This is a genomic window from Microbispora bryophytorum (assembly GCF_043197435.1).
Lineage (GTDB): Bacteria > Actinomycetota > Actinomycetes > Streptosporangiales > Streptosporangiaceae > Microbispora > Microbispora bryophytorum.
Map to the genome: position 1 here is coordinate 412,354 of NZ_JBICTF010000004.1, position 24,848 is coordinate 437,201.

Sequence of the window (24,848 nt, forward strand, 5' to 3'; positions counted from 1 at the left end):
GCGCATGACCAGGCTGCCCATGCTGGAGGAGATTCGCAGGGCGCCCAAGGTGCTCCTGCACGACCATCTCGACGGCGGGCTTCGGCCCGGCACGATCGTCGACCTCGCCCGCGAATGCGGCCACACGCTGCCGACGTACGACCCCGATGAGCTGGCGACCTGGTTCAGGCAGTCCGCGGACTCCGGCTCGCTGGAGCGCTACCTGGAGACGTTCTCGCACACCGTCGGGGTGATGCAGACCCGCGAGGCGCTGGTCAGGGTGGCCGCGGAGTGCGCCGAGGACCTGGCGGACGACGGCGTGATGTACGCCGAGGTCCGGTACGCACCGGAGCAGCACACCTCCCGTGGCCTGTCGCTCGACCAGGTCGTGGAGGCCGTGCTCGAAGGCTTCCGGCTCGGCTCGGCCGGGCCCGACGGCAGGCCGCGGATCCGGGTGGGCACCCTGCTCACGGCCATGCGCCACCAGGCCCGCTCGATGGAGATCGCCGAGCTCGCCGTACGCTACCGGGACCTCGGCGTGGTCGGGTTCGACATCGCCGGAGCCGAGGCCGGCTACCCGCCCACCCGGCACCTGGACGCGTTCGAGTACCTCCAGCGGGAGAACGCCCACTTCACGATCCACGCGGGGGAGGGATTCGGGCTGCCGTCGATCTGGCAGGCCATCCAGTGGTGCGGCGCCGACCGGCTCGGCCACGGCGTGCGGATCATCGACGACATCACGGTGCCGGACGACGGCGAGGCCAAGCTCGGCAGGCTGGCGGCGTACGTCCGCGACAAGCGGATCCCGCTGGAGATGTGCCCGACCTCGAACCTGCAGACCGGGGCGGCCCCGTCGATCGCCGAGCATCCGATCGGCCTGCTGCGCCGCCTGTACTTCCGGGTGACGGTCAACACCGACAACCGGCTGATGAGCGGGACGAGCGTCTCGCAGGAGTTCGCCACGCTGGTCGACGCCTTCGGCTACGACTGGGACGACCTGCAGTGGTTCACGGTCAACGCGATGAAGTCGGCCTTCATCCCGTTCGACGAACGGCTCGCGCTGATCAACGGCGTGATCAAACCCGGCTACGCGCAGATGAAGTGGGGCGCATGAAGCCGCAGGTCTTCCGGTCGAAGGTGGCCTGGCTCCTCGGCTGGGCCTGGATGCTGTTCGCCGCCTGGAACGTGTGGGACCTGACGGCCCACGGCCGTCTGCCCAGCGCGCTGATCGCGGGCGCGGTGCTCGGCGTCATCACGGCGCTGGTCTTCGTGATGGCGCTGCGGCCCGCCGTCGTCGCCGAGGAGGGCGGCGTCCGGGTGCGCAACGTGTTCAGGAACGCCTACATCCCCTGGAACGGCGTGGACGACGTGTCCGTGACCAACGCCATCATGATCGAGTCCGGGGACACCACCGTGCGCTGCTGGGCGCCCCAGGCGACGGCCCGTGAGCGGGTCAGGGCCGCCGGGCGGGCCGCGAAGGCGGCCAGGTCGGCGAACAAGGCCGAGCGGGCGGCGGCCGAGGCCGTCGGCGCCCGCACCCATGCCGACTGGGTGGCCGACCAGCTCACGGAGATGAGCCGGTCCCGCCGGGAGAGCTCCTCCGGCGAGACCGGCGTCACCTGGTCGCCGTCCGCCCTGGCGGCCGTCGCCGCCGCGCTCGCCCTGGTCGTGGCCGCCTTCGCCCTCTCCTGACCACGGAGAGAGGCCTTGTGCGGCGCTGTGCGGCGCCGAACCCGTAATCGTTTGCCGAGGGGATTCGAGTGCGTCTGGCGCGAGTGATCGTCGTCGTTGTGCTCGCCGCGCTCGCGAGCGTCTACGTGGTCGCGGGTGCGCCGATCGCGCTGGCGGTGTTCGGCGTGCAGGTTCTCTACCTGCTCACGCTCAGGACGTGGTGGTTGCTCGCCACGCAGGCCGTCCTCGTCTACACGGCGAGCGTCGCCGGCGGCGTCTCCACCGGGATCCTGGGATTCCTGGCCGGTTCGCTGCTGCTGACCCCTGCCCATCGTGATATCGCGCGCGTGCTCGCGCCGTTCGTGGTGGCGAGCGCGGCGCTGATCGACGCCGCCCGCGGCGGGGCGACGGCCGACGCGACGATCACCGTGATACTGGTCTCGCTTGTCGTCTTCGGCCTCACCCGGCTCGTGGAGCGCGCGGGCGAGATGCACGCCGCCAGGCTCTCGCTGGCCGCCGCGGCCGTGGCCGCTGAGCGGCTGCGCCTGGCGGCCGAGCTGAACGACGGCCTCGGACGGAGCCTGGAGGTCATCGTCGAAGGCGGCCACCGCGCGCTCGCGGAGCCGGACGGCGCGGCCGAGGTGCTGGCCTCGGTGACCGCGACCGCGCGTGCGGCACTGGCCGACGCCCGCGCCGCCTCCGCGAACTACCGCGCGACCTCCCTCGCTCCCGAGCTGGTCACGGCGCGGGCGATGCTCGACGCCGCGGGAATCGCCGTCGAGGTGCGCGGCGGCCACACCGAGCCGCTCGGCCCCGGCGGGGCGCTGCTGGCGAACGTGCTGCGGGAGGCCGTCACCGACGTCGTGCGGCGGGGCACCCCCCGGCTGTGCGTCATCGAGACGAGCGAGCAGGGAGACGAGCGGGGAAACACCGTGCGGTTGCGGGTCGTCGACGACGGCCACCGCACCGCCGAGGGCCCCGACTTCGACGGGCTCCGGCTGGAGGAGGCGGGCGGCACCCTGACCACCGGTCTGTCCCCCTCCGGACGCTTCGTGGTGGAGGCGACGCTTCCTCGCGGCCCTGCCACCGAGGCGGCCCCCAGTCAGGCGGGCGCTGGTGAGGCGGGCGCTGGTGGGATGGGCGCCGGCGACGCTCACGCTCCGGAATTCCCGGCGGGCCGAAGGCGGCGATGGCCCCTGCCGACGCTCACACACGACGCGTCGTACGCGATGTCGGTCGCGGTGCTCGCGGCCGTCCTCGTGGGCTTCAGCGCCAAGACGCTGCTCCAGCTCGACGGCCCCCTCGCGATCCCGGCCGCGGCGTGCCTCGCCGTGATCGTCGTCATGCAGCTCCGCTCCGTCAACGGGCGTCACATGGTGGCGCTCACCGTGATGGCGGTGCTCACGTACGCGCCCATCCCGGTCTTCGGACCCGTCTGGCTCGGAGCGGCGGGCTTCCTCGCCGGGCCGGTCCTCCTCGCGTTTCCATGGCGGGCCGCGTGGCCGACGACGGTGGCGATCGTGGCGAGCGTCGCCGCGGCCGGAATGCTGTTCGGCCTGCCGGCCCCCGTCCTCGCCAACAGCACGCTCAGCGCGCTCGTCACCGGGCTGGTGGTCTACGCCCTGCTCCGCCTGGCCCAGATCGTGAAGGAGCTCCAGGCCGCGAGGGAGAGCCTGGCGCGCGCCGCGATCGTCGAGGAACGCCTGCGCGCCGCCCGCGACCTGCACGACCTGCTCGGACACTCGCTGGCCGCGATCCTTCTCACCTGTGAGCTGGCCCGCCGCCTGAAGTGCCCGCAGGAGCGGATCGAGGAGATCGTCGCAATGGCGGAGGGCGCGCGGGCGGACCTGCGCTCGGTGTCGGGCGAGCAACGGGAGCTGTCCCTGGCGGCCGAGGTGGAGTCGGCGCGCACGGTGCTGTCGGCCGCCGGGATCCGGGTGACCGTGGAGCCGGTCGAGCTGAGCCTGCCCGCCGAGGTCGAGACCGTGCTGGGCACCGTGCTCAGGGAGGCCGTGACGAACGTGCTCAGGCACAGCGAGGCCCGGCACTGCGCGATCACGATGCGCGCCGACGAGCGTGGGCTGCGGCTGCGGGTGCGCAACGACGGGGTGAGTGCGGGGAAGACGCGGCGGGGGTCGTCCGGCATCGGCAACCTGACCACCCGCCTCGCCGCTCTGGACGGCCGGTTGGCCTCGCACGTTGACGGCGACCGGTTCACGCTGGACGCCTGCGTGCCGCACCGCGCGCCGGTGCCCGCCCAGATGTAGCCGGCCTCCAGGTCCAGTCGGCCTCCAGATCCAGCCGGCCCTCAGATCCAGCCGGCCTCGGTGGCGATGCGCACGGCGTCGGTCCGGTTGCGGGCGTTGAGCTTGGTGACGATCACGGTGAGGTAGTTGCGCACGGTGCCCGCGGCCAGGTGGAGTCGCGCGGCGATGTCCGTGGCGTCCGCGCCGGCGGCGGCCAGGCGGAGCACGTCGGCCTCGCGCGGGGTGAGCGGGTTGTCCGCCAGGTCCCAGGCGGTGACCGCGAGCGAGGGGTCGAGCACCCGTTCCCCGGCCGCGACCTTGCGGATGGCGGTCACCAGTTCGTCCGGCGGCGCCGTCTTGAGCACGTATCCGGCGACACCCGAGCCGAGAGCGCGGCGCAGGTGCCCCGGCTTGCCGTACGCCGTCAGCATCAGAGCGCGGCAGGCGGGCAGGCGCGTGCGGAGCTCGGCGGCGGCCGCCAGGCCGTCCAGCCTCCCGGGCATGTCGATGTCGAGGACGGCGACGTCGGGGCGGTGGACCAGCGCGGCGGCCAGGGCGGCCTCTCCGGACTCCACGGTCGCGACGACCTCCAGGTCCTCCTCCAGCCCGAGCAGGGCGGCGAGGGCGCTCCTGATGACGTGCTGGTCCTCGGCAAGGAGTACGCGAATCACGCCCATATGTCTACCAGTGTCCGGATCATGAGGACGTCATGGGCAGGAGGTGAGGCGGTCTCTGGGCCGCATGTCCGTTGATCGCCAGGCTTGAGCACATGACAGAGGTGCTTCGGCTTGACGCGGTGAGCAAGGTGTATGGGAAGGGACAGGGCGCGGTGGCCGCCCTGCGCGAGGTCTCGGTGAACATCCCCGGCGGGAGCTTCACCGCCGTGATGGGACCGTCGGGCTCGGGCAAGAGCACGTTCCTGCACTGCGCGGCGGGGCTGGACACGCCCTCCTCCGGCTCGGTGCGGCTGGGCGGCACGGAGCTGTCCGGCATGGACGAGACCCGGTTGACGGAGCTGCGCAGGCAGCGGATCGGCTTCGTGTTCCAGGCGTTCAACCTGGTCTCGTCCCTGACCGTGCTGGAGAACATCACGCTGCCGATGCGGCTGGCCGGGGCGCGGGTCGACCGGGCGTGGCTTGAGGAGATCGTCGGGCGGGTGGGGCTGGCGGGCCGCGTCGGACACCGCCCCGCCCAGCTGTCCGGCGGGCAGCAGCAGCGCGTGGCCATCGCCAGGGCGCTGGTGACCCGGCCGCAGGTGGTCTTCGGCGACGAGCCGACCGGCGCGCTCGACACGATGACGGCCCGGGACGTGCTCCGGCTGCTGCGGGAGGTGGTCGACGGCCTCGGCCAGACCGTGGTGATGGTCACCCACGACCCGGTGGCCGCCTCCTACGCCGACACCGTCCTGTTCCTCGCCGACGGCCGGATCGTGGACGCGATGGCCGCGCCGAGCTCCGAGAAGGTCGCCGAGCGCATGACGAGGCTGGGGGCGTACGCGGCATGATCACGGGACTCGCTCTGAAGACCCTGCGGCACCGCAGGGCGGCGTTCGCGGGGGCGTTCGTGGCGCTGGTGTGCGCCGCCGCGCTGGTCTGCGCGTGCCTGATGCTGCTGGAGACCGGCCTGCGGGGCGGGGTCGCGCCGGAACGCTACGCGGCGGCGCCGCTGATCGTCGCCGGCGACCAGAACGTGCACGAGACCGTGACCAAGTCCTCCGGGAAGGTCAAGACGAAGGCCAAGCCGCTCTCGGCGCGGGTCTGGATCCCCGAGGCGGCGGCCGCGAGGCTGCGCGGCCTGCCGGGCGTCTCGACGGTGCTGACCGAGGTGACGTTCCCCGTGAACGGGCACGCTCTCGGGCACGGGTGGGAGTCGGCGGGGCTCACGCCGTTCACCGTCGCGCAGGGACGTCCGCCGCGGGAGGACCGCGAGGTGGTCGTGGACGCCCGCGCCGGCCTGTCCGTGGGCGCGACCCTGCACGTGCGGGGCGAGGCGTACCAGGTCGTGGGGGTCACCGCGCAGGCCCTGCCGAGCCAGGACACGGTGTTCTTCTCGACGCCCGAGGCCCGCCGGCTGGCGGGACGCCCGGGGCTGGTGACCGCGATCGGCGTGTTCCCCAGGGCAGGGATGCGGGTGGATGTGTCCGCGGTGCTTGCCACAGGAGAGCGTCTCGTGGCCTCCACCGGGGACGGGCGCGGCACGGTGGAGTTCCTCGACGCGGAGCAGGCGCGGGTGCGGCTGATCAGCCTCGGTGGCGCGCTGGGCGGCACGTCCCTGCTGGTGGCGATCCTCGTCGTGACCGGCACCTCCGCCCTCGCGGTCCAGCAGCGACGGCGCGAGATCGCCCTCCTCCGTGCGGTCGCGGCGACGCCCGGGCAGGTGCGCAGGCTGCTGGGCGGCGAGTCGCTGCTGGTCGGCCTCGCGGCCGGCGTCATCGGATCGGCGGCCGGCATCGCCCTCGGGTTCTGGCTGCGCGGCCGGTTCGTCGAGCTGGGCGCCATGCCGGAGAACCTGCGCCTGGTGGTCAGCCCGTTCCCGGCGGCGGCCGCCCTGCTGGCCGCCGTGGCGGCGGCCTGGGCCGCGACCCGCCTCTCGGTCCGCCGCACCGCGCGCATCCGTCCTGTCGAGGCGCTGGGCGAGGCCGCCATGGGCGGGGGCGGCCTGCCCCTCGGCCGGTCGATCGCGGGCGTCCTCTGCGTCGCCGGCGGGATCGTGCTGACGCTGGTGCTGTCGGGACTCGAGACCGAGGCGGCGTCGAGTCCGGTGACGATGCTGACCGCGCTCGTCTGGACGGTCGCCGTCACCCTGCTCGGGCCGGTGCTCGCCCGCGTCGCGACCGTCCTGCTCGGCGTCGCGCTGCGCGCCTCCAGCGCCGGATACCTGGCGGCCCGCAACCTGCGGACGGGCCCGGGACGGATGGCCTCCGTGATGGCGCCGCTGACCCTTCTGGTCGCCATGACCTGCACCATCCTGTTCACCCAGACCACGATGGGACACGCGTCGGCCGCGCAGGCCGCCGCCGGCACCCACGCCGACTACGTGGTGAGCGGAGCGACGGCGGACGCGGTGCGCCGCGTGCCGGGCGTGAAGGCCGTCACCTCGGTGGTGCGCACCTCAGTGCGCGTCGGGCTGGACAAGTACGCCGCGCAGGGCGTCGACGGCGGCGAGCGGCCGCTCCGGCAGGCCGTGGACCTCGGAGTCGTGTCCGGCTCGCTCGACGGGTTCGGCGCCCGGTCGGCCGCGCTGAGCGAGTCGGCGGCATCCGGGCTCGGGCTGTCGGTCGGCGAGGTGCTCAAGCTCACCCTGGGCGACGGCACCCCTGCGGAGCTGAAGGTCGTGGCCGTCTACTCCCGCGGCCTCGGGTTCGGCGACCTGACCCTGCCGTACGCGCTGGTCGCAGATCATGTCGACGATCCCTCGGGCACCCTGCTGGTCGAGGCCCCCTCGGTCCGGCGTGAGGCCGTGGCCGCCGTGGCACCCGTGGTGTCGCCGACGGAAGGGATCGGGACGCGGACGCCGAACGCCGAGGTCAACTACGTGGCCATGGGCCTGATCATCGCTTTCAGCGCGATCGCCGTCGTCAACACGCTGGCCATGTCCACCACGGATCGGTCGCGGGAGCTGGCCCTGCTCCGCCTGGTCGGCGCGACCCGGCGGCAGGTGCTGCGCATGCTCCGCCTGGAGACCCTGACCGCGCTGACCGTCTCCGTGCTCGCCGGGACCGGCATCGCGCTGATCACGCTGTCGGCCTTCAGCAGGGGGATGACCGGGTCGGCCCTGCCGTACGTCCCACCGGTGGGCTACGCGCTGGTGATCGCCGCCGTGGCCGCGCTCGCCCTGATCGCCACGAGCCTCCCCGCGCGTCTCGCCCTGCGCGCCCGCCCGGCGGAGACCATCGGCGCCCGCCAGTAGCCGGGCCGCCGCCGACCCCCACACGAAACGAAAGCCGAGAACCATGAACCGCATCGCCTCCATCGGCGCAGCCGCCCTGATCTCCCTGTCCGCCACCCCGGTCGCGGCTCACGCCGCCCCGGTCGCGGCTCACGCCGCCACGGCCTGGACCTCCTGCGGCGCCACCGGCGGGCTGGACCCCCGCCAGGAGTGCACGACGCTCCAGGTCCCTCTCACGTACGGCAAGCCGGGCGGCGGCACGATCTCCCTGGCCGTCTCCCGGATCCGTACGGCGCGGCCGGGACTGCGCAGGGGCGTGCTGCTGCTCATCCCCGGAGGACCGGGCAGCCCGGGCCTGAGCAGGCCGAGCACGATGGTGAAGCGCCTGCCGAGCGCCGTGCTCGACCGTTACGACCTGATCGGCTTCGACCCGCGGGGCGTCGGCCAGAGCTCGCCCGTCTCCTGTGGCCTCGCGCACGAGGATCTGGCGCCCTCCCGGCTCAAGCCCTACCCCTCGGCCGGCGGCGACATCAGCGAGAACGTCGCGTACGCCCGCAGGTTCAGCGAGGCCTGCGCCCGCAACGGCGGCCCCGTGCTGCGCAGCATCAGCACGCGCAACGAGGCCAGGGACATCGACGTCATCCGCCGGGCCCTCGGGGAGGACCGCCTGTCCTACTGGGGCGTCTCCTACGGCACGTACGCCGGAGCCGTCTACGCCACGATGTTCCCCGGCCGGACCGACAGGGTGATCCTCGACAGCAACGACGATCCCGACCCTGGCCAGGTCGCCCGGGTCTGGCTGGCCAACTACTCGCTGGGCGTCGAAGACCGCTTCCCCGACTTCGCCGCCTGGGCCGCCGCCCGTGACGACGAGTACGGCCTGGGGACGGACGCCGGCGCGGTCCGCCGCACCTTCCTGGACCTCGCCGAGCGCCTGGACCACGCCCCGATCGCATGGCCTGGCGCGAACCCGCCGCGGCTCGACGGCGCGGCCCTGCGGGAGACCATGCTGAACGCGCTGTATTCCGATACCGGGTTCCCCGGCCTGGCCGGGCTCATGCGGGCGGCGCTCGGCTCGGGTCCCCTTCCCGAGCCCTCCAGCGCGCCGGACGCGGCGCTGCAGAACGGCGCGGCCTCGGTGGCCGCGACCATCTGCAACGACGTCGAGTGGCCGAGCTCGGCCGGCCTGCACCGGCGGCTGGTGGCCCGCGACCGGGCGGCCCACCCGCTCACCGGCGGCATGCCGGTGAACATCGGTCCCTGCGCCTACTGGCCCTACCGGCCGGCGGAGGCGCCGGTGCGGGTCACGTCGCAGGGACCGTCCAACGTCTTGCTCGTGCAGAACCTGCGCGACCCGGCGACGCCGTACAGCGGCGCCCTGCGGATGCGCGAGGCCTTCGGGAGCCGGGCCCGCATGGTCGCCGTCGACTCGGGCGGGCACGGGTCCTACCTGGTCAACGGCAACGCCTGTGGCGACGACACCGTCACCACGTTCCTGGTCACCGGCAGGCGGCCGGCCCGGGACACGATCTGCAGGTAGACGCGCTCAAAGGCCGAGGGCGACGGAGAGGTCCTTCTTCAGGTCCTCCAGGTCCTGCGTGGCCCGGGCCCGGGCGGGCGCGACGTCGTCGCCCTCGACCGGTACGACGACCTCCAGGTAGCACTTGAGCTTGGGCTCGGTGCCGCTGGGCCGGACGATGATCCGGGCGCCGCCGGACAGGCGGTAGCGCAGGCCCTCGGTCGGCGGCAGCCCCGCCACCCCCTGGGACAGGTCCTCGGCCGACTCCACCGTCCGGCCCGCCAGCTCCACGGGCGGGTGCGTGCGCAGGCGCTCGATGGCCTTGGCGATCAGCGACAGGTCCTCGACCCGGACGGAGAGCTGGGTGGTCGCGTGCAGGCCGTAGCGGCGGGCCTGGTCGTCCAGCAGGTCGAGCAGCGACCTGCCGTCCCGCTTGGCCGCGGCGGCCATCCCGGCCACGGTGAGGGCGGCCCCCACGCCGTCCTTGTCGTGGACCGGCAGCCCGGCGTCCGATCCCACGCTGTAGCCCAGCGCCTCCTCGTAGCCGAAGACCAGCCCCGGGCCCGTCTTCATGATCCACTTGAAGCCGGTCAGCGTCTCCGCGTGCCGCACGCCGTGCCCGGCGGCGATCTTGGCGAGCAGCGACGACGACACGATCGAGGTGGCGACCAGCCGGTCGCCGCCCGAGGTGTGCCGCAGCACGTGCTCGGCCAGCAGGCCGCCCACCTCGTCGCCGGTCAGCATGCGGTAGCCGCCGCCCGGCAGCGGGGCGCCCACCGCGCAGCGGTCCGCGTCCGGGTCGTTGGCGATCACCAGGTCGGCGCGGGTCGCGGCGGCGAGTTCGAGCGCGAGGTCCATGGCGCCCGGTTCCTCCGGGTTGGGGAATGCCACGGTGGGGAAGTCCGGGTCGGGCATCGCCTGCCGGCTCACCGTGACCGGCACCTCGAAGCCCGCCACGCGGAACGCCTCGGACACGGTCGCGCCGCCCACGCCGTGCAGGGGTGTGTACGCGACCGCGATCTCGCGGGCGTCGCCGATGGGGAGCGCGGCCAGAGCCCGCAGGTACGGCACGACGATGTCGTCGTGGCCGAGGGTCTGCCAGTCCTCGCCCAGCGGGAGGGCGTCCACCCGGCCGACCGCGTCGATGGCGGCGGAGATCTCCTGGTCGATCGGCGGCACGATCTGCGCGCCGTCGCCCCAGTAGACCTTGTAGCCGTTGTCCTGGGGAGGGTTGTGCGAGGCGGTCACCATGACGCCCGCGTCCGCGCCGAGGTGGCGCACAGCGAAGGCCAGGACGGGGGTGGGCCACCTGCCGCCCATGACCGAGGCGCGCAGGCCCGCCCCGGTCAGCACGCGGGCCGTGTCGGCGGCGAAGACGTCGGACTTGTGCCGGCCGTCGTAGCCGATCACCACGTGGCGTCCCGGCCCGAGGACGCGGGCCAGCCCGGCGGCCGCCCGCATCACCGTGACCCGGTTCATCCGGTTCGGGCCGGCTCCCAGCGCGCCGCGCAGGCCCGCCGTGCCGAACTCCAGCTTCGCGCCGAAACGGTCCTCCAGGGCGGCCGGATCGGCATGCCCGTGCGACCCGCCGCGCTCCAGGAGCGCGTCGAGCTCCGCCCGCGTCTCGGGGTCGGGGTCCTGGTCGCGCCACTCTTCGGCGAGCCGTACGAGGTCGGTCATTGCGTCGGTCACGTATGGGCTCCCTACAGCTTGTCGACGACCTGGGCGAGCAGGACGCCCATGCGGGCGGCCGTGGCCCGGCCGACCTGCAGGACCTCCTCGTGGTTGAGCGGCTCGCCCACCAGGCCCGCGCCGGGGTTGGTGACCAGGGAGATCCCGAGCACCTCTGCCCCGGCCTCCCGGGCGGCGACCGCCTCCAGCACGGTGGACATGCCCACGAGGTCGCCGCCGAGCGTGCGCAGCATGCGGATCTCCGCGGGCGTCTCGTACGTCGGGCCGCGGAAGGCGACGTAGACGCCCTCGGCCAGCGAGGGGTCCACCGCACGGGCGAGGTCGCGCAGGCGCTTGGAATACACCTCGGTGAGGTCGATGAACGTCGCGCCCGTGATCGGGTTGTCACCGGTGAGGTTGATGTGGTCGCTGATCAGGACCGGGTCGCCGACCTTCTGGGTCTCCGGCCGTAGCCCGCCCGCCGCGTTGGTCAGCACCACCGTGCGCACCCCGGCCGCGACTGCCGTGCGCACCCCGTGGACCACCGGCTCGACCCCGCGGCCCTCGTACAGATGCGTACGGCCAAGGAAGATCAGGGCGTTGAGCCCGGAGCCCGTGCGCACCGCGCGCACCGTGCCCGCGTGACCGGCGACCGCGGGAGGGGAGAACCCGGGCAGTTTCGTCACCGCGAGCTCGGCGACCGTCTCGCCGATGACGTCCGCGGCCGGGACCCAGCCCGAGCCCATGACGAGGGCGACGTCGAAGGAAGGGATGCCGGTGAGGTTCCTCAGCGTGGTCGCGGCCTCGGCCGCCAGGTCATATGGGGTCACTTTGCTGAGGGTACAGAAGAGCATGAACCCGGCGGATAAGAGCCGGGCCTGTGTCAGTCGCCGAGCTTCTTGCAGGGGCGGGTGCGAAGCCGTGCGACGTAGTCGTCGGGAGCGCCGGCCTTCTCGGCGGAGTCGGCGAGGATGCCGATGTATCGCGCCGACGGCAGCCCGCCCTCATAGGAGTTCAGCACGTACGACCAGGCGAGCACGTCGCCCTCCAGCGTCGCGACGCGGAGCCGGAGCTTGCGGTAGAGGCCGAGGTCGGTGCCGATCCAGCGGTCGAGGGACGCCTCGTCCCACTCCGGCACGTCGTACAGGACGACGAATACCTGCTCGTCGGCGTCCTCGACTATCGTGGCGAGAGCGCCCTCCCAGCTGACGTCCTCGCCGCCGAAGGTGAGCCGCCAGCCCGGGAGCCAGCCCGTTCCTCGCATGGGCGAGTGGGGCGCCCACTCCGCCATCTGCTTGGGGTCCATGTTGCTGCCGTAGGCCGCGTAAACAGGCACGGTACACAAGCCTAAACCAAGATCCCCAAAGTTGGACGGGTAGCGCGCGGACGGGGATGCGGCGACACAAATCCGCGTAGTTAATCCGTTACGCGCACCTCGCCGGGAATACGAAGCCAGGATGCGGGACAATGGAGCATGTGACAAGGATCGTGATCATCGGTGGGGGCCCCGGCGGATACGAGGCGGCCCTGGTCGCCGCGCAACTGGGTGCCCAGGTCACCGTCGTGGAGGAGGAAGGACCTGGCGGGGCGTGCGTGCTCACCGACTGCGTGCCGTCCAAGACGCTGATCGCCTCCTCCGTGCGCAAGCAGGCGCTTCTCGACGCGTCGACGCTGGGGGTCCGCTTCGACGGCGGCCTTGACCACGACGCCGGCAGCGTCTCCGTGGACATGATCGACGTGAACAAGCGCGTCAAGGAGCTCGCGCTGGCGCAGTCGAACGACATCGCCGCCCGGCTGGCCGCCGAGGGCGTCGAGGTCATCCGCGCCCGGGGCCGTCTGGTCGATCCCCAGGTGGTGCGCGCCGGCGACCGTACGGTCCGGGCCGACGTGGTCATCGTGGCGACCGGCGCCCACCCCCGCGTGCTGCCGGGGGCCGAGCCCGACGGCGAGCGCATCCTCAGCTGGCGACAGCTGTACGACCTGGAGGAGCTTCCCGAGCACCTGATCGTGGTCGGCTCCGGCGTCACCGGAGCCGAGTTCGCCGGCGCCTACCGGTCGCTCGGGTCGGAGGTCACGCTGGTCTCATCGCGCGACCGGATGATGCCCAACGAGGACGCCGACGGCGCCGAGGTGCTGGAGGAGGTCTACCGGCGCCGCGGAATGAACGTCATGGGCCGCTCGCGCGCCGCCTCGGTCAAGCGCACCGAGCACGGCGTCGTCGTGACCCTGGAGGACGGCCGCACCGCCGAGGGCAGCCACTGCCTGATGACCGTCGGCATGGTCCCCAACACCTCCGGGCTCGGGCTGGAGGACAACGGCGTGCGGCTCGACCGCAACGGCTTCATCGAGGTCGACAAGGTGTCGAGGACCTCCGCGCCCGGCGTGTACGCCGCGGGGGACTGCACGGGCGTCCTGATGCTCGCCTCGGTCGCCGCCATGCAGGGCAGGATCGCGGTCTGGCACGCGCTCGGCGAGGCCGTGCAGCCGATCCGGCTGGCCACCGTCGCCGCCAACATCTTCACCGATCCGGAGATCGCCGCCGTGGGCGTGTCGCAGCGGCAGATCGAGGCGGGCGAGATCGAGGCGAACGTCGTCAAGCTGCCGCTCGCGACCAACGCCCGGGCCAAGATGCAGGGCTTCAACGACGGTTTCGTGAAGCTGTTCTGCCGTCCGAACACCGGCATCGTGCTCGGCGGTGTCGTGGTCGCCCCGCGCGCGTCGGAGCTGATCCTGGCCCTGTCGGTGGCCGTGCAGCATCGCCTGACCGTGGACCAGCTCGCCCACACCTTCGCGGTCTACCCGTCGCTGTCGGGCTCGGTCACCGAGGCCGCCCGCCGTCTCATGTCCCCGCTGACCGCCGGGGGCATCTGACCCGTCTCCTGCCACGGCCGGATCAGTCCGCGCACGCCGCGCCCACGGGGACGCGGGCGCCGGGCGCCGGGCGTGGGCGCAGGGCGCGCGCCGGCCAGATCATCGCCCCGACCATGCACGTCACCAGGGCGAACGCGAACGGGAAGGCGAACGCGCCGGCCAGCCAGCCGGTGACGGACGGAGCCACGAGACCCGACATCCAGGTGATCGTCGCGACCCCCGCGACCCCCTCGGCGGGCGTCCGGGCGATCTGGCCCGCCGCCGCGAACACCAACGGCACGACGACGGCGATGCCGGCGCCGAACAACGCGAACCCGGCGATCACCGGCGCGGGCGTGCGGAACGCGACCACGATCACGCCGCCGAGGACGGCGGCGGCGGCCCCGGCGCGCACGGTCGCGACCGGCCCGAGCCTGCGCACCACGAGATCCCCGCCGAGCCGCATCGCGACCATGCACGCGGTGAACACGGTGTAACCGGCTGCGGCGACGCCCGCTCCCGCCCCGGCGACGTTCGTGAGGTAGATCGCCGCCCACTGGCCGCTGGCCCGCTCCGCGAAGGTGGCGAAGAAGCCGATCAGGCCGATCAGCAGGACGGCCCTCGGCGGCAGCGCGAATCGCGGCGGCGGCTTCTCCTCCGGCGCGGGCCTGTCGTCGAGGAGCGCCCGGCTGCCCACGGCGCCCGCGGCGATCAGCGCAGCCGCCATGAGGGGGAGATGCGCCCGCGCGTCCAGGCCCGCCTGCGCCGCCGCGGCCCCGAGGCCCGCACCGACCAGGTTGCCGACGCTCCACATGCCGTGCAGGCCGGACATGACCGAGCGGCCCAGCCGCCGCTCGACGAGCACGCCCTGGGCGTTCATGGCAAGGTCGCACATGCCCGCGGCGGCGCCCGACAGGAGGAACACGGGGGCCAGCCAGAGGGGTCCCGGTGCCAGCACGGGCAGGGCCAGCGACACACTCCACAGGGCCAGCAGTGCCCGGGTCGTGGCCTTGGCCCCGAACCGGTAGGCCAGCCGGGCGGTCACCGGCATAGTGAGGAACGAGCCGACAGGAGGGCAGAGCAGGATGAGCCCGAGAGCGGTCGTGCTCAGGCCGAAGTGGTCCTGGAACCAGGGCATCCTGGTGGCGATGGTGCCCGCCACCGCTCCGTGGACGGCGAAGACGAGGGCGATGGCCCGCTGATGTCTGTCTCGCATGGGGATAAATTAACAGGCAGGCTCCCTGATAGAAAGTGGGAATGTCATGAAGACCGCGACGCCCCAGCTCGCGAGGGCCATCAACGACCGGCTCGCCCTCGATCTGCTCCTGGAGCGGGGCCCGCTGACCGCACCCCAGCTGCGCGCGCTCACGGGCCTGTCCCGCCCGACCGTGTCGGACCTGATCGAGCGCCTTCAGGTCGAGGGCCTGATCCGGGTCACGGGGGAGAGCGGCGGCGACCGGCGCGGCCCCAACGCCCGGCTCTACGGGATCGTCGCCGACCGGGCGTTCGTGGGCGGGGTTGACGTGCGGCGCGACGTGGTCGGCGTCACGGTCGCCGACATCACCGGCGCCACCGTGGGCGCGGTGACGCGGCCGCTCGGGGAAAACCTTCCCGCGCTGGTCGCGCAGGCGCTCACCGAGGCGGCCGGCTCACGTCCCCTGCACGCCGTCGTTATCGGCGCGCCCGGCATGGTCGACCCGCAGACCGGAGACCTCGCGGCCGGGAACGTGGAGCCCGCCTGGCGGCCCGGGCTCCTCCCGGCCCTGCGCACCCTGGTCGACGCGCCGGTCACCATGGAGAACGAGGTCAACCTGGCCGCCGTCGCCGAGCACACCACCGGGGCGGCCGCCGGGCGGGACGACTTCGTCCTGCTGTGGCTGGACGACGGCGTCGGCGCGGCCGTCGTGCTGGACGGCAGGCTCCGCCGGGGCGCCTCCGGCGGAGCCGGCGAGATCGGTTTCCTCGGCCGGCTCGACATCAGGGTGTGCGATGCGCTGGGCCCGGAGGCCGTACGCGGTCTGGACCTCCCGGCCCTGGCCGAGAGGGTCGTGACGGCCGCCTTCGCGCTCGTGGCCGTGCTCGACCCCGGCCTCGTCGTCCTCGGCGGCGCCACCAGCCTGGCGGGCGGCGACCCGCTGGCCGCCCTGGTCGCCGAGCGCCTGGCGGAGGTCTCGCCCGTGCCCGTGCACGTACGCGTGAGCGCCATCCCGGACAATCCCGTGCTGAGGGGCGCGGTCTCCACCGCCCTCTCGATCGCTCGTGACGCCGTCTTCGGCCAGGGCCGCCGGTGACCTCGCCGGGGTCACCCGCTTGAGCCAACCGCCGGGTCACCCGCCGGGGTCGCCCGCAGAGGTCAGCGGTGGCCGCCCGTGGCGGACAGCCGTGACCTGACCTCGTGCAGCGCGTACCGTCCCCGCGCGACCGCCGTGGCCGCCGCCCGCAGGTCGTAGGGGGTCTGGGCGACGTTCAGCGCCTGCTTGGCCGCCTCGTACGCGTCGAGCGCCGCGCGCCACTCATGCGTCGGGCCGCTGACCTGGTTGATCTTCATCTCGAAGTCGAGGGCGTCGATCTCCTCGCCGAAGCGGGTCACGTCCTCCTCGGCGGCGTGCCTGGCCACCGCCATCTCGGCCACGAAGCGCTCCTTGCGCCGGTGCGCCACGCCCCACAGGATCAGCGTCAGGCTCAGGCCGAGTCCGGACACGATGACGAGGATGAGCGCGGGCGACAGGCCCTTCGGGCGGACGGCGTTCCCGGGCACGTCCCGCTCCCAGGTGGTGGTGGTCGTCCTGTCCGCGGCCGGTTCGTCTCCGGCGGCGCCGCCGGGCGCGACGGCGTCGTCGGGGAGGTTGACCGGCGTGCCCCGGGCCCCGGTGAGGTCCACGTCGTCGGCCTGGATGAAAGAGGCCTTGTCGACGTTCGCCCCGTGGAAGTCGGCGCCGTCGAGTTCGGCCTGCGTGAACTCCGCCTCGGACAGGTCGGCGTCCTTCAGCGTGGCGTGCTCCAGGTGAGCCTGGCCGAGCTTGGCCTCGTCGAGCTTGGCCCGGGTGAAGTCGGCCTTGCGGCCCTTGATCTGCCCGAGCGTGGCGTCCTTCAGGTCGGCGTCCACGAGTCTCGCGTCGGTGAGGTCGGCCTGGGTGAGCACCGCCCGGGTGAGGACCGCGCCGGTCAGGTCGGAGTGCGGGAACTCGGCCTGTACGGCGTCCGCGTCGGTGAGAATCGCCCCGCGCAGGTCCGCCTGCTTGGCCTGCAACTGACCGAGGTCGGCGTCGCTGAGGTCGGCGCCGCGCAGGTCGGCGTAGTCGAGATGGACCTGCCCCAGGTCGGCCTCCTTCAGAGACGCCTTGCTCAGGACGGCCCCGGTGAGGTCCTTGCCCGTGAGGTCCACCCCGTCCAGCTTCGCGCCGGTGAGGTCGGCGCACCGCATGACGGGAGGCAGCGCGGCGCCGGTGAGGTCCCTGCCGCTCAGGTCGACGCCGCTGCCCGGCTTGCAGGGCGCGGACGCCGCGTGACCGGGGGTCGCAGGAAGTGCCAGGAACGCGAGCGACAGGAACGCGAGCGACAGGAACGCGAGCGCCAGGAACGCGAGCGCCAGGAACGGGGCGGCGAGGAAACGGGGGGCGAAGCGACGCACGGGGGGCCTCCTGAAGGGAACGTCCCGAGTCTTCCACTCGATCTTGAATCGCACTTGCAATCCGCTGACCGCCCCGGGTCGCTGAACGCGTGGCCGCCGGCATCCCCGGAGTGGCGAACGCCGCCGGAACCCGTGGTCGCGGCACCCCGGACATGAGAAGGGGCGGACGGCCCCCGGACATGAGGGGCGGACGGCCCCGGACAGCGGACGGCCCCCGGACATGAGAAGGGGCGGACCGTCGGGCCCGCCCCCTCGTCGATGCCGTGCCGAAGCGCTCAGGCGTTACCAGTCGCCGCCGCCGAAGTCCCCTCCGCCGAAGTCGCCGCCGCCCCAGTCGCCGCCTCCGCCGCCGAAGTCGCCACCGCCGCCGCCCCAGTCGCCGCCACCGGCATCCACGCCCGCGGCATATCCGGAGTCGTAGCCGGCGCCGTATCCGCCGTGACCCCAGCCGCCGAACGCGCCGCCGAGCATGGTGCCGACGAGCATGCCGGTCAGCAGGTCGCCGCCGCCGAAGCCGCCGTAGTAGCCGTACGCGTAGGGCTGGTAGGCGGGACCGGCGTCCCAGTAGGGCCTGCGCTGGCCGTTCACCATGACCTCGCGCATCTGCGGGTCGAAGCCGCGCTCCACCGCCTCGGCGTCCGCCGCGCAGGCGGGGACGTCGCGCACCGCGCCGCCGGGGGGCGCCCACCGGACGTTGCGGGCCGACGGGCCGTGCTGCGGGTTGAAGAAGCACGGGGGCAGCCGCTCGGGCAGCGGCTGGTTGTTCACGCGCGCCTTGACGCAGGCCAGCGCGTAGCGGCCGTCCTCCAGCGTCGAGGTCACCGTGCGCAGGTCCTCGGGGCGCTTGATCGCGTCCAGTTCGACCTTGGCCCGCTCGTAGGAGTCGAGGGCGCGCTGCCAGTCGCCCGTCGTCTCGCTCTGCGGGAGCATCCGGGCGTCCACGTCGAGCTCGGTGATCTCCTCACCGAACTTCGTGACGTCCTCCTCGACCGTCTGCTTGACGGCGGCGAGCTCGGCGGCCTCGCGCTCCTCGCGCTTGCGCTTGCTGCGGCGTCCGATGATCCACAAACCGGCACCTCCCACGACCGCGATGCCCAGAATGCCGACGAGCACACCTGTGCCATTGCCGCCGCCGACCGTGCTGCCCTTGGCGCGGGCGCCGTCGACGTCGCCCTCGCGCACCAGGTTCACCCGGTTGACGAAGTCCTTCATGCCGGTGACCACGTCGCCGTTGGCGCTGGTGGCCAGCCGGGTCAGCACGCCCGGCGCGTTCCTGGGCAGCTCGGTCGACCCCGCGAACAGGCTGTTGCCGTCGAGGAGGGCCACGGTCGCGCTCGACCGGCCGGCCTTGTCGAGCTCGGACAGCAGTTGCGGGATGTAGGTGCTCACCTGGCTCGTGCTCACGGTGCCGTCGGGCATGGCGACCACGTAGATCTTGGACTTCGAGTCCTTCAGCGCCTGGCGGATCTCGTTCTGCTGGCTCGACGAGAGCGGAGACCCGCTCTGGACGAACAGCGGGTCCTGGGCGTTCTTCCAGGACGACAGGACCGTGGTCGGGTCCGGGGGAGCCGCCGCCACTGCGGACGGCGCGAGCGCGAGCACAGTGATGAGTCCGGCGAGCAGCGCCGCCAGGGCGGCCACCACCCGGCCGAGCGGTGTCTTCATGGTCACGGCTTCAAGCCTCCTTCGCCCTACTGGACGAATGGCAGGGCGCGATGGTTCCTCCACAAAAACCTATCGTTCCGCACCAGGGGGGCGGCATGCGTCCTTCCGCCGGTGAATGACGGTGGCGTCGCCTCCACGGCCAGTCAGCCGGGAGGCTCAGGCGTCCTTGATCTCGCAAAGGACGGCCCCGGCGGTGACCGTCTGGCCGACGGAGGCCGCGAGGCCGGTGATCGTGCCGCCCTTGTGGGCGGTCAGCGGCTGCTCCATCTTCATCGCTTCGAGGACGACGATCGTGTCGCCGGACTCGACGGTGTCGCCGTCGGCGACGACGACCTTCACGATCGTGCCCTGCATCGGGCTGACGAGGGAGTCGCCGCTCGCCGCGGCCTTCCCGGCGCCGCGCCCGCCGGATCGCCGGGGCGCCGCCTTCTTGGCCTGGGCGCCGCCGGCCGTCCCCGAACCCGACGAGCCCAGCCCGGCGGGCAGGACGACCTCCAGGCGCTTGCCGCCGACCTCGACCGTGATCCGCTCGCGCTCGGCCGGTTCGGCCGCTCCCACGGCCCCCTCGTACGGGGGGATCTCGTTCACGAACTCGGTCTCGATCCACCGGGTGTGCACAGAGAACGGCTCGCCGGCGAAGGCGGGATCGTCCACCACGGCCCGGTGGAACGGCAGCACGGTGGGCATGCCGCCGATCTCGTACTCCGCCAGGGCGCGGCGCGACCGCTCCAGCGCCTGCTCACGGGTCGCGCCGGTGACGATCAGTTTGGCCACGAGCGAGTCGAACGCCTGCGGCACGCTCATGCCGGTTTCGTAGCCGCCGTCCAGTCGCACGCCGGGGCCGGACGGGACGCGCATCGACGTGATCGTCCCCGGCGCGGGCAGGAAGCCCCGGCCCGCGTCCTCCGCGTTGATGCGGAACTCGATCGAGTGGCCGCGCAGCACGGGGTCGTCGTAGCCCAGCGGCTCGCCGTCGGCGACCCGGAACATCTCGCGGACCAGGTCGATGCCGGCGACCTCCTCGCTGACCGGGTGCTCGACCTGCAGCCGGGTGTTGACCTCCAGGAAGGAGATCGTGCCGTCCTGGCCGACGAGGAACTCGCACGTGCCGGCGCCGACGTAGCCCGCCTCGCGCAGGATCGCCTTGGACGACGAGTAGAGCAGCTCCATCTGCTCGCCGGTCAGGAACGGGGCCGGGGCCTCCTCCACCAGCTTCTGGTGGCGGCGCTGGAGTGAGCAGTCGCGGGTGGACACGACCACGACGTTGCCGTGGGCGTCGGCCAGGCACTGGGTCTCGACGTGACGCGGCCGGTCGAGGTAGCGCTCGACGAAACACTCTCCGCGCCCGAAGGCGGTGACGGCCTCGCGCACCGCGGACTCGTACAGGTCGCCGATCTCCTCCATGGTGCGGGCCACCTTGAGCCCGCGCCCGCCGCCGCCGAACGCCGCCTTGATCGCGATCGGCAGGCCGTGCTCCGCGGCGAAGGCGACGACCTCGTCCACTCCGGAGACCGGGTCGGAGGTTCCGGCCACGAGGGGGGCGCCCACGCGCTGCGCGATGTGCCGGGCCTGGACCTTGTCGCCCAGCGCGGTGATCGCCGAGGGCGGCGGGCCGATCCAGATCAGGCCGGCGTCGAGCACGGCCTGGGCGAAGCCCGCGTTCTCGGCGAGGAAGCCGTAGCCGGGGTGGACGGCGTCCGCGCCGGTCTTCTCCGCCACCGAGAGGATCTTGCCGATGTCGAGGTAGGTCTCGGCCGGGCTCTGCCCGCCGAGCGCGTGCGCCTCGTCGGCCACCCGCACGTGCAGCGCGTCGAGGTCCTGGTCGGCGTAGACCGCGACGCTGGACAGCCCGGCGTCCCTGCAGGCCCGCGCGATCCGTACGGCGATCTCGCCGCGATTGGCGATCAGGACCTTGTGCACCGCGTCCATCCTTCCGTCGGACCCCCGGTTACGGGCCTTGGTGGATTTTATGCACCTGCCGACGCCGGACGGCGTGCGCCCCCATACCAAGTGGGGCGGCCGGCGCGCCTCGTCCTCACCGCTTCCCCGGCCCTATAACCGGTATGCCCGGGTTTGAAGCGGCATGTTGTGAAGCGGCATCGCCGGTCGGGTTCGTTAGGCTGATCACTTATGCGGGGACCCGGCCTTCTGGCGACCGTGCTGGCGCTGCTTCTCGTGGCGCCGCCCGCGCCGCCCGCTCAGGCGCGTACGGCGCCGGTGCGGTGCGCGCCGCGCAAGGGCGGCATGGGGGTGGCCGAGCCGTGGGCGCAGCGCAGGCTCGACCCGAAGCGGGTGTGGCCGCTCACCACGGGCGAGGGGGTCACGGTCGCGGTCATCGACAGCGGGGTGGACCTGACCCACCCCCAGATCCGGGTGGCCAAGGAGGTCGACTACACCGGGACGGGCCACCGCGACTGCGTCGGCCACGGCACCGCCGTCGCCGGGATCATCGCCGCCCAGTACGTGAAGGGCGTCCCCTTCGTCGGCGTCGCGCCGGGAGTGCGGCTGATCTCGCTGAAGCAGACGAACGAGGAGAACGGCGACCCGGACGCGCTGGCCAGGGCCATCGCGGACGCGGCCGACTTCGGCGCCGACGTGATCAACGTGTCGATCGACGCCCACGACGAGCCGAAGCTCAGGCAGGCCGTGGCGTACGCGCTCGGCAAGGACGCGGTGATCGTGGCGGCGGCCGGCAACACGACCGCGGACGACGGCACCCCGGAGGCCTCCTACCCCGCCGCCTACCCGGGGGTGCTCGCCGTGGGCTCGGCCACCCCGGACGGCAGGCGTGCCGACTTCTCCAACACCATCACTCCCGTCTCCGTTCTCGGGCCCGGCCAGGACATCACCTCCACCTGGCCCGGACGGTCGTACATGAGCGGGCTCGAAGGCACCAGCTTCGCCGCGCCGTACGTCGCGGGGGTGGCGGCGCTGGTGCGCGCCCGCCATCCGGAGCTGGACCAGGAGCGGGTGCGGTGGCGCATCACCGCCACGGCGGACGGCGGCGTGGGAACGGGCACGGGCGCGGGGATGGTGAACCCGATGCTCGCCGTCACCGCGATCCTGCCGCTGGAGGCCGTCGACGCCCCCGTCATCGCGCCGCCGGCGCCGGCCCCGCTGCCGCGGAACGCGGTGAGAAGGGCGGCTCCGGTGGACCGGGAGGCGATCGACCTGGCGCTGACGATCGCGGCGGCGGCGCTGTGCGGTGTGGGACTGATCGTGGCCGTGCGGGTGTTCGTGCCGATGGGCAGGCGCAGAAGGTGGCGCCCCGGCCGCGAGCGTTGACTCGTCGGCTTTGAGTAATTGACGGTTAAATGTTTTGGCCTGCCGGAAACAGCTGCTTTGTGCCGGGTCCTCTTGGTTGAATGATCCTAATCAGGTCACTTCCAGAAAGGACTGAGATGCACCCTTTACGGCCGGGTGATCCCGAGCAGATAGGCGAGTACGCCATCCTGGGACGGCTGGACGAGGGGCCCCGCGGCGACGTCTATGTCGGCAAGGAGACCGGCGACGACGCCCCTGTGCGGGTGATCAAGCTCTTGGCCGCCGAGCCGGGTTCGGGGCAGACCGTCCTCGACCGGCTCACTGCCGCCACGAGAGTGTCCAGCTCATATGTGGCCCGCACGATCACGGCGGGCCTTTTCGGTGATCGACCGTACGTCGTCAGGGAACACGTCGAGGGGCGCAGCCTGGCCGCCGCCGTGGCGGCCGAGGGGCCGCTCTCGGGGGAGGCGCTCGAACGGGTCGCGGTGGGCGTGCTCACGGCGCTGACCGCCGTGCACCTCGCCGACCTCGCGCACGGCTCGCTCACCCCGCACAACGTCATCGTCGCGGACGACGGCGTCAAGCTGACCGATGTCGCCGCCGGGCCCCCGGCGGGCGAGCCGGCGTACCGCGCTCCGGAGCAGATCAGGGGCGAGCGGTACGACGCGTACGCGGACATGTTCGCCTGGGCCGCCACGGTGGTCTTCGCCGCGACCGGGCGTCCGCCGTTCCCGCAGGAGCCGCAGGCGGTGCTGAACGCGCAGCCCGACCTCGGCGGGCTTGAGGAGCGGCTGCGCCAGGTCGCGTTGCCCGCGCTGGCCAAGGAGCCCGGGCAGCGGCCGACCGCCTACGCCGCCATGCTGCAACTGCTCGGCGGCGCCGCCGCCGGGGCGCAACCGGCGGCGAGCCCCGGCACGGCGATGGTGCTGCCCGCGCAGCCGCAGCAGCCGCCGCAGCAGCCGATCGGGGGAGCCCCCGTTCCACCGGCTCCGCAGCAGACCTGGGGCCCGCCGCCCGTGCCCCAGCAGCCGCAGCAGTCGTCCACCACCGCCTGGCAGCCGCCCGCCATGCCGCAGGAGCAGATCCAGCAGCAGACGTGGGGGCCGCCGACCACCCAGGGCCAGGTCGAGACGGCCAGGCGCAGGCCGTTCCCCGTCGGCCTCGCGGCGGCGGTCGGCGCCGTGGTCCTGCTCTCCGGAGCGGGTCTGTGGGGCGCCGGCCACTACGCCGAGGTCCGGCTGTCGCCGGCCGCGGCGGAGCGCGCCGCAGGCGGGCACGGGACCGGTGGGCGCGTGATCGCGGACGCCGGTGACGCGGACGGCGGAAACGTGGGTGGTGGAAACGTCGGCGGCGGGACCACGGGAGGCGCGACCGGAGGCGGCGGGCAGGCGCCGACGGCGGCGCCGCAGGTGACGGTGCCGTGGGCGCTGTCATCCGAGGACCCGGACTCGCCGGTGCAGCCGCTGGTGCTGCCGAGCGAGTGGCCCACGGACACTCCGGCGACGCCGGAGCTCACCTCGGTCCCGACGCCGGGCCCGATCGTGCCGGTGCCGACCCAGCCGGTGGTCCCGCCGCCGGCGCAGCCGCCCGGTCAGCCGCCCGGTCAGACGAACGGGCGGACGACGCAGCCGACGGCCCGGGTGACGACCACCGCCACGGTGACCGCCATACCCAGCCCGGTGCCGACGGAGCCGACTCCCGAGCCCCCGCCCACACAGTCGCCGAGCCCGGCGCCCACGGACCGGCAGGAGCACGGACGGGGTCGGTGGCGCACCCAGCCCACCCAGAACCCGACCCAGAATCCGACCCAGGACCCCGCTCAGAGCCCTACTCAGAGCCCCGCTCAGGGCCCCACCCAGAAGCCCACCCAGAAGCCCACCCAGAACGCCACGGAGGTGCCCACCTGGGTGCCCACCAAGAGGCCCACCTGGAAACCCACCTGGAGGCCCACCAGGAGGCCTACCTGGAAGCCCACCGCGGCCCCGACGGCGCCCGCGCGGCCGAGCCCGTCCAACGCTCCGGTGCCGACCACCCCGGCGCCCAAGCCGACTACCCCGGCACCGAAGCCGACGACCGCGGCGCCGATCCGGAACCCCTTCGGTCCGGTCCAGGTCTGCGGTCCGGGCTTCTCCGTGCAGCGCAGCAGCCCCCTGGCGGGTGGCGTCGCCTACCAGCTGTACAACCCCGGCACGGGGGAGAACTGCGCCGTCACGATCAAGACGGCCGACGTCGGAAAGGAGACGCCGGTCTCCGCGACCCTGGAGGTCCAGGGCGGCGGGTCCAAGACCGACAGCGGTAACTACAAGTACTACGCCGGCCCCGCGAAGCTGCAGGCCAAGGGCAAGTGCGTCAGGTATTCCGGCAGCGTCGGCTCCGCCGGCGCCGGCGGCGATTGGGGCAACTGCGGCTGACCGGTTCACGGGAAGGCCGGATCGGCAGGTCCGGACACACGAAGGCCGGGCGG

The 24,848-nt window shown here is 73.2% G+C and carries 18 protein-coding genes; 10 read left to right on the plus strand and 8 right to left on the minus strand.

Annotation, left to right across the window (positions count from 1 at the left end; genetic code table 11):
• Positions 1 to 4 precede the first annotated feature (4 nt).
• The 3 genes from ACGFIB_RS15485 (at position 5) to ACGFIB_RS15495 (ending at position 3,917) form a co-directional block, all read left to right on the plus strand.
• A complete protein-coding gene (locus ACGFIB_RS15485; protein WP_357238990.1) occupies positions 5 to 1,093 on the plus strand; it encodes an adenosine deaminase in 1,089 nt (362 codons plus the stop codon).
• Entirely contained in the window at positions 1,090 to 1,671 is a 582-nt protein-coding gene (locus ACGFIB_RS15490; RefSeq protein ID WP_191051615.1) for a PH domain-containing protein, read from the plus strand. The genes ACGFIB_RS15485 and ACGFIB_RS15490 overlap by 4 nt, the downstream gene beginning before the upstream one ends.
• 68 nt (positions 1,672 to 1,739) lie before the next feature.
• Positions 1,740 to 3,917: a sensor histidine kinase gene (locus tag ACGFIB_RS15495; protein WP_393372114.1), complete on the plus strand. Its 2,178-nt coding sequence runs from the start codon at positions 1,740 to 1,742 to the stop codon at positions 3,915 to 3,917.
• A gap of 41 nt (positions 3,918 to 3,958) precedes the next feature.
• Here the strand turns inward: ACGFIB_RS15495 and ACGFIB_RS15500 are convergent, their stop codons facing one another.
• Complete coding sequence (locus tag ACGFIB_RS15500) at positions 3,959 to 4,567, minus strand: response regulator transcription factor (RefSeq protein ID WP_208762121.1); 609 nt, start codon at positions 4,565 to 4,567, stop codon at positions 3,959 to 3,961.
• A 98-nt stretch (positions 4,568 to 4,665) separates the two neighbouring features.
• On the opposite strand from ACGFIB_RS15500, the gene ACGFIB_RS15505 reads away from it, so the two are divergent.
• The 3 genes from ACGFIB_RS15505 to ACGFIB_RS15515 are packed head-to-tail and all read left to right on the plus strand — an operon-like array spanning position 4,666 to position 9,324.
• Entirely contained in the window at positions 4,666 to 5,400 is a 735-nt protein-coding gene (locus ACGFIB_RS15505) for an ABC transporter ATP-binding protein (RefSeq protein ID WP_357259228.1), read from the plus strand.
• A complete protein-coding gene (locus ACGFIB_RS15510; protein WP_393372118.1) occupies positions 5,397 to 7,805 on the plus strand; it encodes an ABC transporter permease in 2,409 nt (802 codons plus the stop codon). Before ACGFIB_RS15505 ends, ACGFIB_RS15510 begins: the two co-directional genes overlap by 4 nt.
• Positions 7,806 to 7,848: 43 nt before the next feature.
• A complete protein-coding gene (locus ACGFIB_RS15515) occupies positions 7,849 to 9,324 on the plus strand; it encodes an alpha/beta hydrolase (protein WP_393372121.1) in 1,476 nt (491 codons plus the stop codon).
• 6 nt (positions 9,325 to 9,330) lie between these two features.
• On the opposite strand, the gene ACGFIB_RS15520 is transcribed toward ACGFIB_RS15515, so the two are convergent.
• From ACGFIB_RS15520 to ACGFIB_RS15530, 3 genes are read right to left on the minus strand one after another with little or no spacing between them, the layout of a single operon-like run.
• Positions 9,331 to 10,983 carry a phospho-sugar mutase gene (locus tag ACGFIB_RS15520; protein ID WP_393372799.1) on the minus strand — a complete coding sequence of 551 codons (1,653 nt, stop codon included), beginning with the start codon at positions 10,981 to 10,983 and terminating at the stop codon, positions 9,331 to 9,333.
• Between the two features lie 23 nt (positions 10,984 to 11,006).
• Positions 11,007 to 11,804 carry a purine-nucleoside phosphorylase gene (locus ACGFIB_RS15525; RefSeq protein WP_373292463.1) on the minus strand — a complete coding sequence of 266 codons (798 nt, stop codon included), beginning with the start codon at positions 11,802 to 11,804 and terminating at the stop codon, positions 11,007 to 11,009.
• Positions 11,805 to 11,857: 53 nt separating this feature from the next.
• Positions 11,858 to 12,310: a gamma-glutamylcyclotransferase gene (locus ACGFIB_RS15530; protein WP_142569276.1), complete on the minus strand. Its 453-nt coding sequence runs from the start codon at positions 12,308 to 12,310 to the stop codon at positions 11,858 to 11,860.
• Between the two features lie 140 nt (positions 12,311 to 12,450).
• Here ACGFIB_RS15530 and ACGFIB_RS15535 point away from each other — a divergent pair, with 140 nt between their 5' ends.
• Positions 12,451 to 13,845 carry an NAD(P)H-quinone dehydrogenase gene (locus ACGFIB_RS15535; protein ID WP_357239004.1) on the plus strand — a complete coding sequence of 465 codons (1,395 nt, stop codon included), beginning with the start codon at positions 12,451 to 12,453 and terminating at the stop codon, positions 13,843 to 13,845.
• 22 nt (positions 13,846 to 13,867) lie between these two features.
• On the opposite strand, the gene ACGFIB_RS15540 is transcribed toward ACGFIB_RS15535, so the two are convergent.
• Positions 13,868 to 15,040, minus strand: coding sequence for an MFS transporter (locus ACGFIB_RS15540; RefSeq protein WP_393372125.1), 1,173 nt, complete (start codon positions 15,038 to 15,040; stop codon positions 13,868 to 13,870).
• Positions 15,041 to 15,086: 46 nt separating this feature from the next.
• Between ACGFIB_RS15540 and ACGFIB_RS15545 the strand changes: the two genes are divergently transcribed.
• Complete coding sequence (locus ACGFIB_RS15545) at positions 15,087 to 16,115, plus strand: ROK family transcriptional regulator (protein ID WP_357239010.1); 1,029 nt, start codon at positions 15,087 to 15,089, stop codon at positions 16,113 to 16,115.
• Positions 16,116 to 16,177: 62 nt separating this feature from the next.
• Here the strand turns inward: ACGFIB_RS15545 and ACGFIB_RS15550 are convergent, their stop codons facing one another.
• From ACGFIB_RS15550 to ACGFIB_RS15560, 3 genes are all read right to left on the minus strand, one after another.
• A complete protein-coding gene (locus ACGFIB_RS15550; protein ID WP_393372128.1) occupies positions 16,178 to 17,455 on the minus strand; it encodes a pentapeptide repeat-containing protein in 1,278 nt (425 codons plus the stop codon).
• Positions 17,456 to 17,737: 282 nt separating this feature from the next.
• Positions 17,738 to 19,120: a hypothetical protein gene (locus ACGFIB_RS15555; RefSeq protein ID WP_357259685.1), complete on the minus strand. Its 1,383-nt coding sequence runs from the start codon at positions 19,118 to 19,120 to the stop codon at positions 17,738 to 17,740.
• 156 nt (positions 19,121 to 19,276) lie between these two features.
• The gene (locus tag ACGFIB_RS15560) at positions 19,277 to 21,040 is read right to left on the minus strand and encodes an acetyl/propionyl/methylcrotonyl-CoA carboxylase subunit alpha (protein WP_357259238.1); all 1,764 of its coding nucleotides are present in this window, start codon (positions 21,038 to 21,040) and stop codon (positions 19,277 to 19,279) included.
• Between the two features lie 210 nt (positions 21,041 to 21,250).
• Here ACGFIB_RS15560 and mycP point away from each other — a divergent pair, with 210 nt between their 5' ends.
• Both mycP and ACGFIB_RS15570 read left to right on the plus strand, forming a co-directional pair.
• Complete coding sequence (gene mycP / locus ACGFIB_RS15565; RefSeq protein WP_357259241.1) at positions 21,251 to 22,405, plus strand: type VII secretion-associated serine protease mycosin; 1,155 nt, start codon at positions 21,251 to 21,253, stop codon at positions 22,403 to 22,405.
• Positions 22,406 to 22,521: 116 nt separating this feature from the next.
• A complete protein-coding gene (locus ACGFIB_RS15570; RefSeq protein WP_393372132.1) occupies positions 22,522 to 24,795 on the plus strand; it encodes a serine/threonine protein kinase in 2,274 nt (757 codons plus the stop codon).
• Positions 24,796 to 24,848: the final 53 nt, after the last annotated feature.